Source organism: Qipengyuania marincola, assembly GCF_029688625.1.
In the GTDB taxonomy this organism is placed as follows: Bacteria; Pseudomonadota; Alphaproteobacteria; order Sphingomonadales; family Sphingomonadaceae; genus Qipengyuania.
On record NZ_JARULC010000003.1, the window covers coordinates 304,410 to 317,893 of the forward strand.

The window sequence follows — 13,484 nt, forward strand, 5'->3', positions numbered from 1 at the left end:
AAGATACCGTGCCGTGGGCGGCCGGGAGGGGGCGTGGGCCGGTACCGCGACCTTTAGGAGAAAAACGTGATCATCGGTCTCGGCTCCGACCTCTGCAATATCGAGCGAATCCAGAACTCTCTCGACCGTTTCGGCGAACGCTTCGAGAACCGCGTCTTCACCGAAATCGAGCGGGCCAAGGCACGGCGGCGGCCCTTCACCATCGCCGGCACCTATGCCAAGCGCTTCGCGGCCAAGGAGGCGTTCTCCAAGGCGGTCGGCACGGGCTTCCGGCGCGGCGTCTTCATGAAGGACATCGGCGTAGTGAATGCCAAGTCCGGCGCCCCGACGCTGGCCCTGACCGGCGGCGCTGCAATCCGGCTTGCGGAAATGCTGCCATCCGGCCATGAGGCGCGCATTCATCTCACCCTCACCGACGACCATCCATGGGCACAGGCCTACGTGATTATCGAGGCCCTCCCCGCATGAGCACCGGCAGCCCGGCAGTGAACGACATCGCCAAGACGTCCGAAAAGAGCGACGAAAAAGTCGATTGGATCGCAGAAATCCGCGGCCTCGCGCTGATGCTTCTCGCGGTGGTCGGGTTCCACAGCTTCATCGCCAAGCCGTTCTACATCCCGTCCGAATCGATGATGCCCAATTTGCTCGTGGGCGACCGGCTGATCGTCAGCAAGTATCCCTATGGCTGGAGCTGGTCCTCGATCAGTTTCCACCTCGCGCCGCGCGGCGACTGGCGGCTGTTCCCATCGACTCCCGAATATGGCGACATCGTCATCCCCGTTCACCCGGAACGCGACGAGGATTACATCAAGCGTGTCGTCGCCCTGCCCGGTGACCGGATCGCGGTGAGAAACGGCCAGATCGTGCTGAACGGAACGCCGATCGAACAGCGCGTGGAACCTGCTCTCGACCTCCCGCTCGACGGGAATTCGCGCTGCGACGGCTTCGATTTCGACAATTTCCGCGCAACCGACGACGATGGCCAGCAGGTCTGCCGCGTCCCGGTGTTGCGCGAAACGCTGCCCAATGGCGCGACCTATCTCGTCATCGATCACACGCGCAGCCCGCTCGACAACTTCCCCGAGATTACCGTGCCGGAAGGCGAGGTCTTCGTGATGGGCGACAATCGCGATCATTCCTCCGACAGCCGCGAGCTTTCCAGTTCGCGCGGACTGATGGGTCCGGTGCCGCTGGAAAATGTCGGCGGGCGTGCCGAATTCATCACTTTCTCGCTCGACGGGACCACGACGCTGAACCCGGTGACCTGGTGGACCAGCCTGCGCGAGGGCCGTGCCTGGACAACCCTGCGGCCGGCAGTCGTGGAACGAAACACGGCCGCCGCGCGCTAATCGTCCGATAGCGAGGGGGGCAAGGCCTTGAGCGAAGACGAAGAACCCGATCTCGGCACTAGCCCGTCGCGGATCAACGACCCGCGTATCCGGCACGAGATGCACAAGGCGCTGGTATGGGTCGGCGTCGTCGGGCTCGTCGCCCTGGCGGTGCTGATTGCCAAACCGCTACTCGTCGTGTTCGGCGCCATGGTCTTCGCTGCCATGATCGATGGTGGCGCGCGGCTGCTGGGGCGCATCCTGCCGATCGCGCGCAGCTTGCGGGTGGTAATCGTCCTGCTGCTGGTTGTGGCCTTCTTTGCGTGGCTGATCCAGTTCTCCGGCGAAACGATATCGCGCGAGGCGGCGCAGTTCCCAGCAATTATCGAAACGCAGTTGCGCGAACTGGCCGGCTGGGCCCGCTCGCAAGGGCTCCAGGTGCGGCTCGACCAGGTCCAGACCTATGCCGACAATATCGGCAGCGGGATCAGCACGGTCATGGGTGCCTTGGGTGGTCTCCTCGGCGGGTTGGCGACGCTTGCGATGATCATTGTCATCGGGGTCTATGTCGCGATCGACCCCAAGCTTTATGAGCGCGGCATTGCATGGATGCTGCCGCGCCACCAGCGCCACGATTTCTACGTCACCATCGACAAGATGGCGTTCACCATGCGTCGGCTGATGGCCGGCCGCCTGCTGGGCATGGTGGTCGAGGCGATCTTCACTTACGTGATGCTGGCGATCGTCGCGCCGCTGGTCGGGATCGGCGCAGTGCCCATGGCTGCGCTACTGGCGATCCTGACAGGCCTGCTCGCCTTCGTGCCCAATCTTGGGGCGATCATCAGCGGCATCCTGATGACGCTGGTCGGATTTTCCGGCGGCGTCGAAATGGGCATCTACACCGTCATCGTTTATTTCTTCGTGCAGAATTTCGATGGCTATGTCGTGATACCCATGATCGCGAAGAAGACCGTCGACCTGGCCCCGGCACTCGTCCTGGCTTCGCAATTGATCATGGGCCTGCTGTTCGGCATTCTGGGCCTGTTCCTCGCCGATCCGCTGCTGGCGATGCTTAAGGTCGCACTGGAACGCCGGGCCGAACGGGCGGAGGCAAACCGGGCGAGAGAAGTCGAGAACAATGGCGCGTAAGTTTCTCTACATCATATCCTTTATCACCGTCGTGGTCATAGTGGGCGGCATCGCCCTGTCGATCTGGTCGCGCGAGGCGACCGAAATCGCCTTCGTGCCGCGCGGGGAATTCGTCGAGCAGCAACCGCTGGCCGAGAATGCCTATCAGGACCCAGCGATGTGGTATTCGCGCCCCGGCCTCGGCGCCAACGACCCCGCGCGCTACCAGCCGGCGGTCGCGGAAACGCCCGAGGACCCTGCGACGCGCTCGCCTTCACCAGAGGCTCCCGCCGCCGAACGCAGTCTCGACCGGCCTGCCCCACAGATCGGCGTCAATTCGCAGGCTGGCGAGATTGCCGATCCTCGCGAGCTGCCCGACTTCGCGGTCTTCTTCGTGCCACCGACCAGCTACACAAAGGGCGCGCTGGGAGACTGGAACGCCCCGCTCGACGATGCCGATACCGATCAGCTTGCGCGCGTCTTCCTGCGCGGCCTGGCCAGCCCCTTCAATCGCGCCGACGAGATCTGGGCGCCAAGGTACAGGCAGGCCGCCGTCGGCGCGTTCCTGACCGATCGTCCCGAAGCAACCCGCGCCATCGACGCGGCCTATGCCGATGTCGAGCAGGCTTTCCGCTTCTTTCTCGAGAGCGTGGGGCCGGACAAGCCGATCGTGCTTGCCGGGCACAGCCAGGGCGCGGCGCATGTCCTGCGCCTCTTGCGCGATGTCGTCGCCGGCACGCCTTTGCAGGACCGCATTGCCGCCATCTATGCGCCGGGCTGGCCGATTTCGCTGGCGCATGACCTGCCCGCCCTTCCCTTCCCCGCATGCGCCGCCCCGCAGCAGGCAGGCTGCATCGTCAGCTATCTCAGCTTTGCCGACGGGGGCGACCCGGGCCAGTTGCTGACCCGCTACAGCGCGATGCCCGGCCTCGACGGGGAACCGCGCGGCAGCGAGGATCCCGTGCTCTGTGTGAACCCGCTCACTGGCATGACCGGCGGCTCCGCCCCGGCGGCGGACAATCTCGGCACGCTCGTGCCGGAGGAAAGCCTCGCCTCGGCCGAGCTGGTTGCCGGTGCGGTTCCGGCGACCTGCGGCGAGAACGGCATCCTGTTCATCGGCGATCCGCCCGAACTCGGGCAAGGTGTCCTTCCCGGCGGCAATTATCATGTCTACGATATTCCGCTGTTCTGGAAGAACCTGCAGGAAGACGTCGTAACGCGGGTGAAGGCGTGGGCACCGGCGCAGTCGTAACCGATAATGCGCTCGATTTCGGCGATGCCCTGCCAGAGGGCGGGGCGCTGTTGGGGCTGGACGTCGGAACCAAGACGGTAGGCATCGCCACCTGCGATCCCGAGTGGCGGTTCGCGACAGCCGGCAAGACGCTCTCCCGTGGCAAGTTCGGCAAGGACAGCGAGACACTTCGGGCGCTGGCAGCCGAACGGCGGATCGCTGGGGTGGTCGTCGGCTTGCCGCGTAACATGGACGGCAGCGAGGGTCCGCGGGCCCAGGCGAGCCGTGCCTATGCGCGCAATGTTGCCGCCGCACTCGACCTCCCCGTCCTGCTGTGGGACGAACGCTGGTCCACCGCCAGCGCCGAAAACGCGATGATCGCGCAGGACATGAGCCGCGCCAAGCGTGCCGCCCGGATCGACAGCCACGCCGCGGCCATCATTCTGCAGGGCGCAATCGACACGCTGGCCGGAGGCGGGTTCTAGGCGGCAAGTCTTTCTCGCCGTGCCGTCGCCTCCCCTGCCAGCAGACGGCTGCCGCTCAATTCCGCCATCCGCCACAGCGCGTCGCGATCCTTTGCGTCCGGCAGCAACCCCTCGCGGGCTTCAAATGTCGCAAGCCGCAACCGGTCGCTCGGATGATGGCGGCCGAAATCCTCGGCGAGTGCGAGCGCATCATCGCCGCCCATGCCGATGGCACACCGCAGGAAGACTTCCGTCGAGGTGGGATTGAGCGTGCCGGTAACCACATTGCTGTCGAGATCGAAGCCATACTGGTCGAGCCAGCCCTGGCCTGCGCCAATGTGCATTATGTTGAGCGAGACCGAGGTGGCCTCCGGCGGCAATTGCGAATGAATGTCCCGGTGCGCCCGGTAATGCATCAGCCGCCCTGTCGAGAGAGCGCTGCGCTCCACGAAGCGCAGGTCGGCCCGCTCTCCCTTGATCCCGGCCACGCTCTCGTAGTCGTATTCGAAATAGTCGCTACGATAGCCCGGACCGAAATAGCCGACCGTCAGGAAATCGAAGTTGTGGTCATGCGGAATGCCATAGACGAACGTTCTCGCCCCACTCGCGGCGAAGCACGGTTCGTCCTCGCTCGGCCATATGTTGGCGCGCAAGAAGGCTGTGCCAAGGACCGGCGACAGCACGATTGCCTGCGGCCCGTAGCCGCCCGCGTCACCGTCAGTCCGCGAAAGGTCCTTCATCTGCTCGATCAGCAAGTCACCAAGGAAATGGTCATTGCGGCCCAAGCGGCCAAGATGTGCGGCAGCGGCGCGTGTGCTTTCCTCGTCACGGGGGTCGAAACCATTGCCGAGCGCCTCGACGATCTCTTCGAGCGATGCGCTGCCGGTGTCGGGATTGTCGATTATACGGGGCATGGTTCGGACTCTTTCGCTGCCAATTCGGGGTAGGTTTCGACCAGGTGCGCACGCAATGCCTGCGCTGGCGTCGCAAGCGTGTCTTCGGCGTCCCGTGCGATCCGCAAGAGCGCGTCGAAACCCGTCGCTGTATCGAGCGCAAGACATTCGCGGATAGCCTGCCAGCGCAAGTGATCGCTGCCCGAGCGGGATTGGGCGGCAAGCGCAGGCGCGGCATCCGTCCGGCCCATCCGTCCAAGGAGCGCCATCGCCAGTTCCCTCTGGCTCTCGACCCGGTCACCGCTGGCACGGTGCAGCAGTCGGCCATCACCCAGGCGAAACACGCGCGAGGGACCGGGCACAGGCGGAGTTCGCGCGATCCGCAAGAGGACGAGGCGACCATGGATGGTGCGGACCATCCGCGCCTGGTTCGGAGCGAGATGCAACGCATCTCCCGCCACCACGCGCCGCGGATGGCGGTCGATCGCCGCGCGGTCCGGCCACTCGCGCGCGATCGTAGCGAGCTCCAGGTCGGCAGCTCCGCCGAGCACGATTTCGTGCCGCTCCACGTCCGAGAAGGTGGCCGTTTCGGTGTTTCCGTTCGCTATCGATGGGTCATAGGCGAGCAACACCAGCGCCGCCCTGCCCCGTGTCGCCAGCTGCAGAATGGAGGTGCCGGCATTCTTCTGATGCCGGAAGGGAACCTGCGCCAGCGGCTCTTCGCGTAGCGCCTCCATGAGCGCATCCGTTAGCGGCTCGAAGAGGTGCCGCGCGGAAGCGAGCCTGATTGCGACCTCCGGCAGGCAGGGACCACGATCAAATGCGGCGCCTGCGCCATAAGCTGCGAGCTCGTCGAGAAACCGCACCACGTCGCTGCTCCCAAGCCACGCATCGCGCGCAGCTTCGATCCGCAATTGTGCCCGGCGCTGTGCGGACGGATTTCCGCACAGCGACTTGATGTCGTCATCGATGTCCATTCCGCGATCCGTCAGGCCGGGATCGAATGGGTGACGTCGTAAACGTAGACCATGATCACGATCAGCGTATCGTCCGTCGCGGGACCGGATGCGAGAACGCTGCCGAACAGGCCGGTGACCTGGTCGAAGCCAGGCAGGCTGCCGATGTCGATGGTGGGAAGTTTCATTCATTTTCTCCGTAATCTGCCGGCCGTGCGACCCCATGTCCCGACCGCGCGCCGCACACGCTGCCAAGCGCGGGCTGCGGCTTGAAATTAAAATATTGTAAGCCGCGGGAACTGCGCGCTATCGGGTCCGGCAATGACCGCCGAGACGCGCAAATTCGATCCCGCCCAGGCGACCAAGTTCTTCACCGGACGCGGCCATTCGGGCTGGCTCGGCCTGCAATATTCCGACCATGGCGATGACTGGGTGGAACTGGAGCTGCCGTGGCGCGAGGACCTGCTGGGCGAAGAGGGGCAGCGCGTGCTCGCCTCCGGGCCGATCCTGTCGCTCATGGACATGGCCAGCGGCATGGCCATCTGGCGGGCCATGGACGAATTCAGCGCCATCGCCACGCTCGACCTGCGGGTCGATTACGTGCGCCCGGCGCGCGAAGGCTCGAGCGTTTTCGGCCGCACGCAATGCTATCGGCTGACGCGCAGCGCGGCGTTCGTGCGCGGCCTCGCCCATGATGGCAATTCAGACGATCCGGTCGCCCACATCCAGGCTGTTTTTATGAAGATCGCTCCCAGCGCTCCGGTGGCGAACCGTGACTGAGCGCCCGGACGACGCAGCGCTCACGCCCTATGCCCGCGCGCTGGGCATCGAGCTAGATCATTGGGATGGGGACGCGCCGGTCATGCGCGTCGCGTTCGACGAAACCGTTGAGGGGCGGCCGGAGCACTTTCACGGCGGCGCCACCGGTGGTTTGCTGGAAACTGCGGGCTATGCGGTGCTGCGCAGCGTTCTGGCGGCGAGCGGACGCACTGCGACGCTCAAGCCGATCAATATCACCGTACAATATCTGGCCGCGGGCAAAAGCCAGACGAGCTATGCCAGCGGGCGCATTACCAAGCTGGGGCGCCGCAGCGCCAACATCACGGTCGAGGCATGGCAAGACGACCGCGCGCGGCCGATCGCGACGGCAGTGATGAACGTCCTGATGGCAGACGGATAGCGCCTACTGCAGTTCGAGCTCGCGCAAGCGCTCGTCTCGCGCGCGCCTGATCGCCTCGGCCCGCGCTTCGTCGGCGCGCCGCCGCGCCTCCTCGATCGCCGCCTCGTCCACGTCGATCCCGTTCTCGCCCAGCGTGATATCGATCGGCACGCCGTCGACCTCGGTCGAAAAGACCGCCTCGCCGTCGCTAATGCGAATGCGCGAGTTGCCGTCGCCGATCGGAATGTCGCCGATGTCCGGCACATCGAGTGGCTCCACCGGCGTACCGGGATCGCTCTGTTCGCGCGGGGCCGGCTGTCCGGTCGCCTGCACGCCCAATGCGCGGTTCATGAAATCGCGCCAGATGCGCGCGGGAAGCCCGCCGCCCGAGATATTGCCCGCCAGCGGGGAATTGTCGTCATTGCCGATCCAGACGCCGACGACGAGGTCGCCCGCATAGCCGACGAACAGCGCATCGCGATTGTCCTGCGTGGTTCCGGTCTTGCCGAAATTGGGACCGCTGAGCATCGCCGCCCTGCCCGTTCCGCGATTGATTGCGGCCCGCAACATACCTTCCATCTCGCGATGCGTGGACGAGGAAAAGCTCGACGGCCCGTCCCAAAGATTTTCGAAGAAGCCGCGCTCGGGCCTGGCGAATGCGTGAGCATCTACCGGAAAGGCGTTGGCCGCCACGGCTGCGTAAGCCGACGTCAGCTCGAGCAGCGTCATCGTGTTGGTGCCAAGCGCCAGGCTGGGATCACCCTTCGTCAGCGGCGAAGTCACACCGAGATCCCGCGCCAGCTTGATCACCTTCTCGCTCCCGACATCCTGCAGCAGGCGCACGGCCGCTACATTGCTCGACTGGGCAAAAGCATCGACCAGCGTCAGACTCTCGGAATAGCGGTCGCGCGAATTGCGCGGGCGATAGCTTCCCTCGGTGAAAGCCGTGTTGGCGATCCGGTCCTGCGGCTCCCACCCTGCACGCAGCGCGGCGAGATAGACGAACAGCTTGAAGGTGGAACCCGGCTGTCGTTTGGCCTGCGTCGCGCGGTTGAAGGACGACTGCGAATAATCCTTGCCGCCAATCATGGCGACGACTTCGCCATTGGGCCGCATGGCCACCAGCGCGACCTGCGCCTCGCCTAGCGGCGCACGGCTCGTCACATCGCGCGCGATGTTCTGCAAGCGGCTGTCGAGTGTGGTGGTCAGCGTCTGGCGGGCATAACCACCATCCACCTCGTTGCGCGCTTCGGGCAAAGCCCAGTCGGCGAAATAGGTGCCGGTCGGAAGGTCGCTCTTGAGGCGAACATCGAGCGTCGGCGGGCGCATGGTGCGCGCTTCGGCCTCGGTAATGTAGCCGGCGGCCACCATCGACTGCACCACCAGCTGCATGCGCTTTTCCGCCCGTTCGTAATGCCGCGTGGGCGCATAGCGTGACGGCGCTTGCAACAGGCCAGCCAGCATGGCCGCCTGATTGGGTTTCAGGTTTTCCGGCTTGCGATAGAAATAGTGCAAGCTGGCCGCGCGCAGGCCATAGACATTGTCGCCGAAGTAGGCGTTCGAAAGATAGCGTTCGAGGATCTCGTCCTTGGTCAGCCAGCTTTCCAGCCAGAAGGCGATCAGCGCCTCGCGCGCCTTGCGGGTCAGCGTGCGCTCGGGCGTCAGGAACGTGAACTTGGCCAGCTGCTGCGTGATCGTGCTGCCCCCACCCGTGCCGGTGAAGGCGGCACGCGCAATGCCGCGAGGGTCCACGCCCCAATGATCATAAAAGCGCCGGTCCTCGATCGCGAGGAATGCTTCGACGACGTGTGGTGGCAAGGTGTCGATATCGACCGGCTCGTCGACGATCGCCCCATTGCGCGCGATCGGTGTACCATCGGCAGCAAGCAGGGTGATCTGTGGCGGCGCGATGGGCTCGAGCGACTTGGAGAGCGGCGCAGTGATCGCCAGCCAGCCAACCAGCACGATAAACAGGGCGAGCAACCCCAGCGCGATGCGCCCTGCCCACCAACGCTTGCGGCGGCCAAGCCAATAGGCCCGCTGCCACCAGCGTAGGCGGCGGCGCTCTTCTGCTTCGAGCGCAGAATCGAGACTGGAGAGCCGGTCGTCCCAATCGTCGTAGGGTGACTGATCGTAATCGAACGCGTCATGCGTCGCATAATAGCCGCTATGGCCCGACGGCTCGGGCTCGGCCCGTGGCCTGCGCCTGAAGGAATCGAATACGCCCATTGCCTACTGTATTAAACGAATAACACAGTCATGGATAGAGGACGCAGGCTTAACCCTTGCCAACGACGCTTTCCGGCAGGTCCTCACCAAAAACCCGCTGGTAATACTCGGCCACCAGCATCCGCTCTTCCTCGTCGCACTTGTTGAGGAAGGACAGGCGGAAGGAAAAGCCGACGTCCTTGAAGATCGCATAGTTCTGCGCCCAGGTGATGACCGTGCGCGGGCTCATCACGGTCGAGATGTCGCCATTGATGAAACCCTGCCGGGACAGGTCGGCCACCTTGATCATGTCGGCAAGAACCTCGGGATCGATGTCGGGGTTCTTGGCCTCGACTATCTTCTGTTCGGTCTCGGCGGGCAGGTAGTTGAGGCCAACAACGATATTCCAGCGGTCCATCTGGCCCTGGTTGATCTGCTGCGTGCCGTGATAGAGCCCGCTCGTATCGCCAAGGCCGACCGTATTGGCGGTGGCGAATAAGCGGAAGTTCGGATCGGGTCGAATCACGCGGTTCTGGTCGAGCAGGGTCAACTTGCCTTGCTGTTCGAGCACGCGCTGGATCACGAACATCACGTCCGGGCGGCCTGCGTCATATTCGTCGAACACCAGCGCCACCGGGTGCTGGAGCGCCCAGGGCAGCAGGCCTTCGCGGAATTCGGTAACCTGAAGCCCGTCGCGCAGCACGATGGCATCGCGACCGACCAGGTCGATACGGCTGATATGCGCGTCGAGATTGATGCGGATACAGGGCCAGTTGAGGCGCGCGGCGACCTGTTCGATATGGGTCGACTTGCCGGTGCCGTGATAGCCCTGCACCATCACACGGCGGTCGTGCGCGAAGCCGGCAAGGATCGCGAGCGTGGTGTCCGGATCGAAGACATAGGCTTCGTCGAGATCGGGCGTGCGCTCGTCCGGTTTCGAGAAGGCCGGCACTTTCCAGTCGATGTCGATCCCGAAGGTCTCGCGCACATCGACTTCGGTGTCGGGAGCCGCCAGAACGGTCTTGGCGGCGGCGTCGAAGGTCTTGTCGGTCATGTCGTTCATCGCGCTTGGCGACCTAGGCATTTATATCCGCCGCGCCAAGCCTATATTGGCTGGCAATGCCGCAAGAGCCGCTATCAGAGAAACTGCGTTTGAAGCTGGTGGAGCGTGTGCGCGGTGTCTTCAACGACGTCGAGGGCGGCGAACAGCCGGTCCCGGTGTCGGACGAAGCCTTGTTCGAGAAGGATTCGCCGATCCGTCTCGTCCACGCCGATATCGTCGGAATGATGGTCGGCGGCATTCGCGGTCTGCTGCTCCAGATGCTCCACCCGCATGCGCTGCAGGGGGTTCTCGACCACTCCAATTTCCGCAGCGACATGCACGGCAGGTTGCGGCGAACCGCGCGCTTCATCGCGGTCACCACCTTCGGCCATCGCGACGATGCGCAGGCAGCCATCGAGCGGGTCAATCGCATTCATTCCGCCGTGGGCGGTACCCTGCCTGACGGAACCCGCTACGAGGCGACCAATCCGCGTACCCTCGCCTGGGTCCATGTAGCGGAGGCGACGAGCTTTCTTGCGGCCTATCTGCGCCATGTGCGCCCGGATTTGCCGGGTCACGAGCAGGATGAATATTACCGCCAGTTCGCTGTCATCGCTCGCGCGCTGGGCGCCGACCCGGTACCGGTCGACCGGCGCGAAGCCGAGGCGCTGTTCCGAGAATTGCGGTCCGACCTGCAGGCCACGCCGCAGGCGCGCGAGGTGGCGCAGCTTGTATTGAGCCAGAAGTCGGAAGGCGCACCGCCCGCGGTACAGGCCCTGTTGGGAGCGGAGGCCGTGGCGCTGCTACCGCCCTTCGCCCGCTCGATGCTGGGACTGGAGCGCCCGGGGCTCGCCGCCTTTCCTGCCCGTGCGGCGACCTGGGGCATGGGCAAGACGCTGCGCTGGGCCTTCCGCCAGAATTGAGGGGGTCGATACCGCGGAACGGTGCTATTCTCCAAAGCGAGAGGAGAAGCAGCATGTATATCGACGGTTTCCTGATTCCCGTCCCCACCGCTCGCAAGGACGAATTTATCGCACACGCCCGAAAAGGCGACAGCGTATTCATGGATTTCGGCGCAACGCGTGTCATCGAATGCTGGGGCGACGACGTGCCCGATGGCCAAACCACGGATTTCCGCAAGGCGGTGAAGGCCAAGGACGACGAGACGGTCGTCTTCAGCTGGATCGAGTGGCCCGACAAAGCGACCCGCGATGCTGGCATGGCGAAGATGATGGCCGACGATTTCGACGACGAGCGCATGGACATGGAGAAAAACCCCATGCCCTTCGATGGCAAGCGCCTGATCTACGGCGGGTTCGCCCCGGTCCTCGAACTGGAGGGCTGACCAATGGCCGATTACACCTTTTTCACGAACCCCATGAGCCGCGGCCAGATCGCGCGCTGGGCACTGCACGAAGTCGGCGCCGACTACGACACCGAGATCGTGGAATGGGCGGCGAAGTCAGAAGCGTTCCTCTCTGCCAATCCGCTAGGCAAAGTTCCCACGCTGGTCCATCACGACGGCGATCACATCCATGTCGTGACCGAGGCGGCGGCCATTTGTCATTACCTCGCCGAAATGCACCCGGACGCGGGCCTGCTGCCCGAGCGGCACGAGAAAGCCGCCTATTTCCGCCGGCTTTTCTACGGCTCCGGCCCTGTCGAGCAAGCGATTGTCGCGCGCAGCATGGGCTGGGGCGTCGACGATGCCCAGAAAGAGGCAATGGTCGGGTTCGGCAGCTACGAACGGGCGATGGATACGTTCGAGACCTTGATGGCCGACCGCGACTACGTGTGCGGCCACCGCTTCACGATGGCGGACGTCTATGTGGGCAGTCAGGTCGACTGGGGACTGCAATTCGGCTCGATTCCCGCGCGAAAGGTGTTCGAGGAATACGCCGCACGCCTGCGCGAACGCAGCGCGTATAAAGCTGCCAAGAAGATCGATATGGACCTGATCGCGGAGGCCGAGAACAATGGCTGACGAGAAGCTGGCGCTCTGCCTATGGTTCGACAGCGGCGCAGAAGACGCTGCGCAATTCTACTGCAAACTGTTTCCCGATAGCGAAATCCACGCCATCAACCGCTCGCCCACGGACTGGCCCGGCGGCAAGGCGGGCGATGTGCTCACCATAGACCTGACGTTGCTCGGCACACCGGCGATGGCAATGAACGGCAACACGGACGACACCTTCTCCAACGCGCTGTCGCTTCAAGTCTTCACCGAAACGCAGGAGGAGACCGACCGCTATTGGGAGGCGCTGCTTGGTGACACCGGATCGCCGATGGCTTGTAGCTGGCTGACGGACCGCTTCGGGATTCGCTGGCAGGTCGTGCCGCGCATACTGTCAAAAGGCCTTTCTCACGAGGACCCAGAAGTGCGGGGCCGCGTCTTCGCTGCCATGATGCCGATGGTGAAGATCGATCACGCTGCAATCGAGGCAGCCATCGCCGGCTAGGCGATCGTGCGTGATTTCCTGAGCAGCTGGTACGCCTCGACCACGCGGCCCAGGCGCGCTTCATGGCGGCGGTCCCCGCCGTTGCGGTCGGGATGGTAGCGACGAACAAGTTCGGAATAGCGCCTGCGCAGGCGTTGGCGATCGACATTGCTGCCCAGCCCCATGGTCTCCAGCGCCTCGGCTTCCTCGCGGCTGAAACGACCGTCCATCGCCATTTCCGCTTCGCGACGGGCGCGGCTCTTGATGCCCGCGGCGCGGGCGGAGATCGCATCGAGGGGATCATCATAATCGGCCCAGCGCGGCATGCCGTCGACGCCTGCCGTCGGGCGGAACGCCGGCTGCTCGGTCCGCCAGCCCGCGCCGGGAGCTTGCGCATGATAGATTTCCTCGGCGCTCATGCCCTCGAACCAGTCGTAGCCGGCGTTGAATTCGCGTACATGGTCGAGGCACAACCACTGCCATTCGCCCGGTCCGTCAAAGCCGTGACCACGACTGCTCGGCGCACGGAACTCCCCTGCTTCCTGGCAAGAGGGATGTGCGCATACCTTGCCGGTATCTTCGTATCGTCCGTGAAACCTTGTCGGGCGCATTCGTTGTAGAATGGGGAGCGTGACGC

At 64.4% G+C, this 13,484-nt stretch carries 17 protein-coding genes; 11 read left to right on the plus strand and 6 right to left on the minus strand.

Annotated elements, in window-relative coordinates:
• The first annotated feature begins 66 nt into the window (after nucleotides 1-66).
• From acpS to ruvX, 5 genes are read left to right on the plus strand one after another with little or no spacing between them, the layout of a single operon-like run.
• Entirely contained in the window at nucleotides 67-468 is a 402-nt protein-coding gene (gene acpS / locus P8Q88_RS11400; RefSeq protein ID WP_278323954.1) for a holo-ACP synthase, read from the plus strand.
• Nucleotides 465-1,349 carry a signal peptidase I gene (lepB, locus tag P8Q88_RS11405; protein WP_278323955.1) on the plus strand — a complete coding sequence of 295 codons (885 nt, stop codon included), beginning with the start codon at nucleotides 465-467 and terminating at the stop codon, nucleotides 1,347-1,349. The genes acpS and lepB overlap by 4 nt, the downstream gene beginning before the upstream one ends.
• Nucleotides 1,350-1,376: 27 nt before the next feature.
• Nucleotides 1,377-2,477 carry an AI-2E family transporter gene (locus P8Q88_RS11410; protein WP_278323956.1) on the plus strand — a complete coding sequence of 367 codons (1,101 nt, stop codon included), beginning with the start codon at nucleotides 1,377-1,379 and terminating at the stop codon, nucleotides 2,475-2,477.
• Nucleotides 2,467-3,708 (plus strand): DUF3089 domain-containing protein, encoded by a 1,242-nt coding sequence (locus P8Q88_RS11415; RefSeq protein WP_278323957.1) that lies wholly within the window; start codon nucleotides 2,467-2,469, stop codon nucleotides 3,706-3,708. The genes P8Q88_RS11410 and P8Q88_RS11415 overlap by 11 nt, the downstream gene beginning before the upstream one ends.
• Nucleotides 3,687-4,172: a Holliday junction resolvase RuvX gene (gene ruvX / locus P8Q88_RS11420; protein WP_278323958.1), complete on the plus strand. Its 486-nt coding sequence runs from the start codon at nucleotides 3,687-3,689 to the stop codon at nucleotides 4,170-4,172. The genes P8Q88_RS11415 and ruvX overlap by 22 nt, the downstream gene beginning before the upstream one ends.
• Here ruvX and P8Q88_RS11425 read toward each other — a convergent pair.
• Genes P8Q88_RS11425 through P8Q88_RS11435 form a run of 3 tightly spaced genes read right to left on the minus strand, consistent with a single transcriptional unit; the run spans nucleotide 4,169 to nucleotide 6,188 of the window.
• Nucleotides 4,169-5,065: a transposase gene (locus P8Q88_RS11425; RefSeq protein WP_278323959.1), complete on the minus strand. Its 897-nt coding sequence runs from the start codon at nucleotides 5,063-5,065 to the stop codon at nucleotides 4,169-4,171. The two genes, ruvX and P8Q88_RS11425, sit on opposite strands and share 4 nt — an antisense overlap.
• Nucleotides 5,053-6,021: a hypothetical protein gene (locus P8Q88_RS11430; RefSeq protein ID WP_278323960.1), complete on the minus strand. Its 969-nt coding sequence runs from the start codon at nucleotides 6,019-6,021 to the stop codon at nucleotides 5,053-5,055. Before P8Q88_RS11430 ends, P8Q88_RS11425 begins: the two co-directional genes overlap by 13 nt.
• An 11-nt stretch (nucleotides 6,022-6,032) precedes the next feature.
• Nucleotides 6,033-6,188 (minus strand): hypothetical protein, encoded by a 156-nt coding sequence (locus P8Q88_RS11435; protein ID WP_278323961.1) that lies wholly within the window; start codon nucleotides 6,186-6,188, stop codon nucleotides 6,033-6,035.
• A 133-nt stretch (nucleotides 6,189-6,321) separates the two neighbouring features.
• Between P8Q88_RS11435 and P8Q88_RS11440 the strand changes: the two genes are divergently transcribed.
• Both P8Q88_RS11440 and P8Q88_RS11445 read left to right on the plus strand, forming a co-directional pair.
• Nucleotides 6,322-6,780, plus strand: coding sequence for a PaaI family thioesterase (locus P8Q88_RS11440; protein ID WP_278323962.1), 459 nt, complete (start codon nucleotides 6,322-6,324; stop codon nucleotides 6,778-6,780).
• Nucleotides 6,773-7,180, plus strand: a complete 408-nt coding sequence (locus P8Q88_RS11445; RefSeq protein WP_278323963.1) for a PaaI family thioesterase — start codon at nucleotides 6,773-6,775, stop codon at nucleotides 7,178-7,180. Before P8Q88_RS11440 ends, P8Q88_RS11445 begins: the two co-directional genes overlap by 8 nt.
• 3 nt (nucleotides 7,181-7,183) lie before the next feature.
• On the opposite strand, the gene P8Q88_RS11450 is transcribed toward P8Q88_RS11445, so the two are convergent.
• Together P8Q88_RS11450 and cobS are read right to left on the minus strand one after the other, a co-directional pair.
• Nucleotides 7,184-9,388: a transglycosylase domain-containing protein gene (locus P8Q88_RS11450; RefSeq protein ID WP_278323964.1), complete on the minus strand. Its 2,205-nt coding sequence runs from the start codon at nucleotides 9,386-9,388 to the stop codon at nucleotides 7,184-7,186.
• Nucleotides 9,389-9,437: 49 nt separating this feature from the next.
• The gene (gene cobS, locus P8Q88_RS11455; protein WP_278323965.1) at nucleotides 9,438-10,430 is read right to left on the minus strand and encodes a cobaltochelatase subunit CobS; all 993 of its coding nucleotides are present in this window, start codon (nucleotides 10,428-10,430) and stop codon (nucleotides 9,438-9,440) included.
• 56 nt (nucleotides 10,431-10,486) lie between these two features.
• On the opposite strand from cobS, the gene P8Q88_RS11460 reads away from it, so the two are divergent.
• From P8Q88_RS11460 to P8Q88_RS11475, 4 genes are read left to right on the plus strand one after another with little or no spacing between them, the layout of a single operon-like run.
• Nucleotides 10,487-11,332 carry an oxygenase MpaB family protein gene (locus P8Q88_RS11460; protein WP_278323967.1) on the plus strand — a complete coding sequence of 282 codons (846 nt, stop codon included), beginning with the start codon at nucleotides 10,487-10,489 and terminating at the stop codon, nucleotides 11,330-11,332.
• A 53-nt stretch (nucleotides 11,333-11,385) separates the two neighbouring features.
• Nucleotides 11,386-11,754 carry a DUF1428 domain-containing protein gene (locus P8Q88_RS11465; protein ID WP_278323968.1) on the plus strand — a complete coding sequence of 123 codons (369 nt, stop codon included), beginning with the start codon at nucleotides 11,386-11,388 and terminating at the stop codon, nucleotides 11,752-11,754.
• A 3-nt stretch (nucleotides 11,755-11,757) separates the two neighbouring features.
• The gene (locus tag P8Q88_RS11470; protein WP_278323969.1) at nucleotides 11,758-12,393 is read left to right on the plus strand and encodes a glutathione S-transferase family protein; all 636 of its coding nucleotides are present in this window, start codon (nucleotides 11,758-11,760) and stop codon (nucleotides 12,391-12,393) included.
• Entirely contained in the window at nucleotides 12,386-12,868 is a 483-nt protein-coding gene (locus tag P8Q88_RS11475) for a VOC family protein (protein WP_278323970.1), read from the plus strand. Before P8Q88_RS11470 ends, P8Q88_RS11475 begins: the two co-directional genes overlap by 8 nt.
• On the opposite strand, the gene P8Q88_RS11480 is transcribed toward P8Q88_RS11475, so the two are convergent.
• The gene (locus tag P8Q88_RS11480; protein ID WP_278323971.1) at nucleotides 12,865-13,458 is read right to left on the minus strand and encodes a J domain-containing protein; all 594 of its coding nucleotides are present in this window, start codon (nucleotides 13,456-13,458) and stop codon (nucleotides 12,865-12,867) included. The two genes, P8Q88_RS11475 and P8Q88_RS11480, sit on opposite strands and share 4 nt — an antisense overlap.
• Between the last annotated feature and the right edge of the window lie 26 nt (nucleotides 13,459-13,484).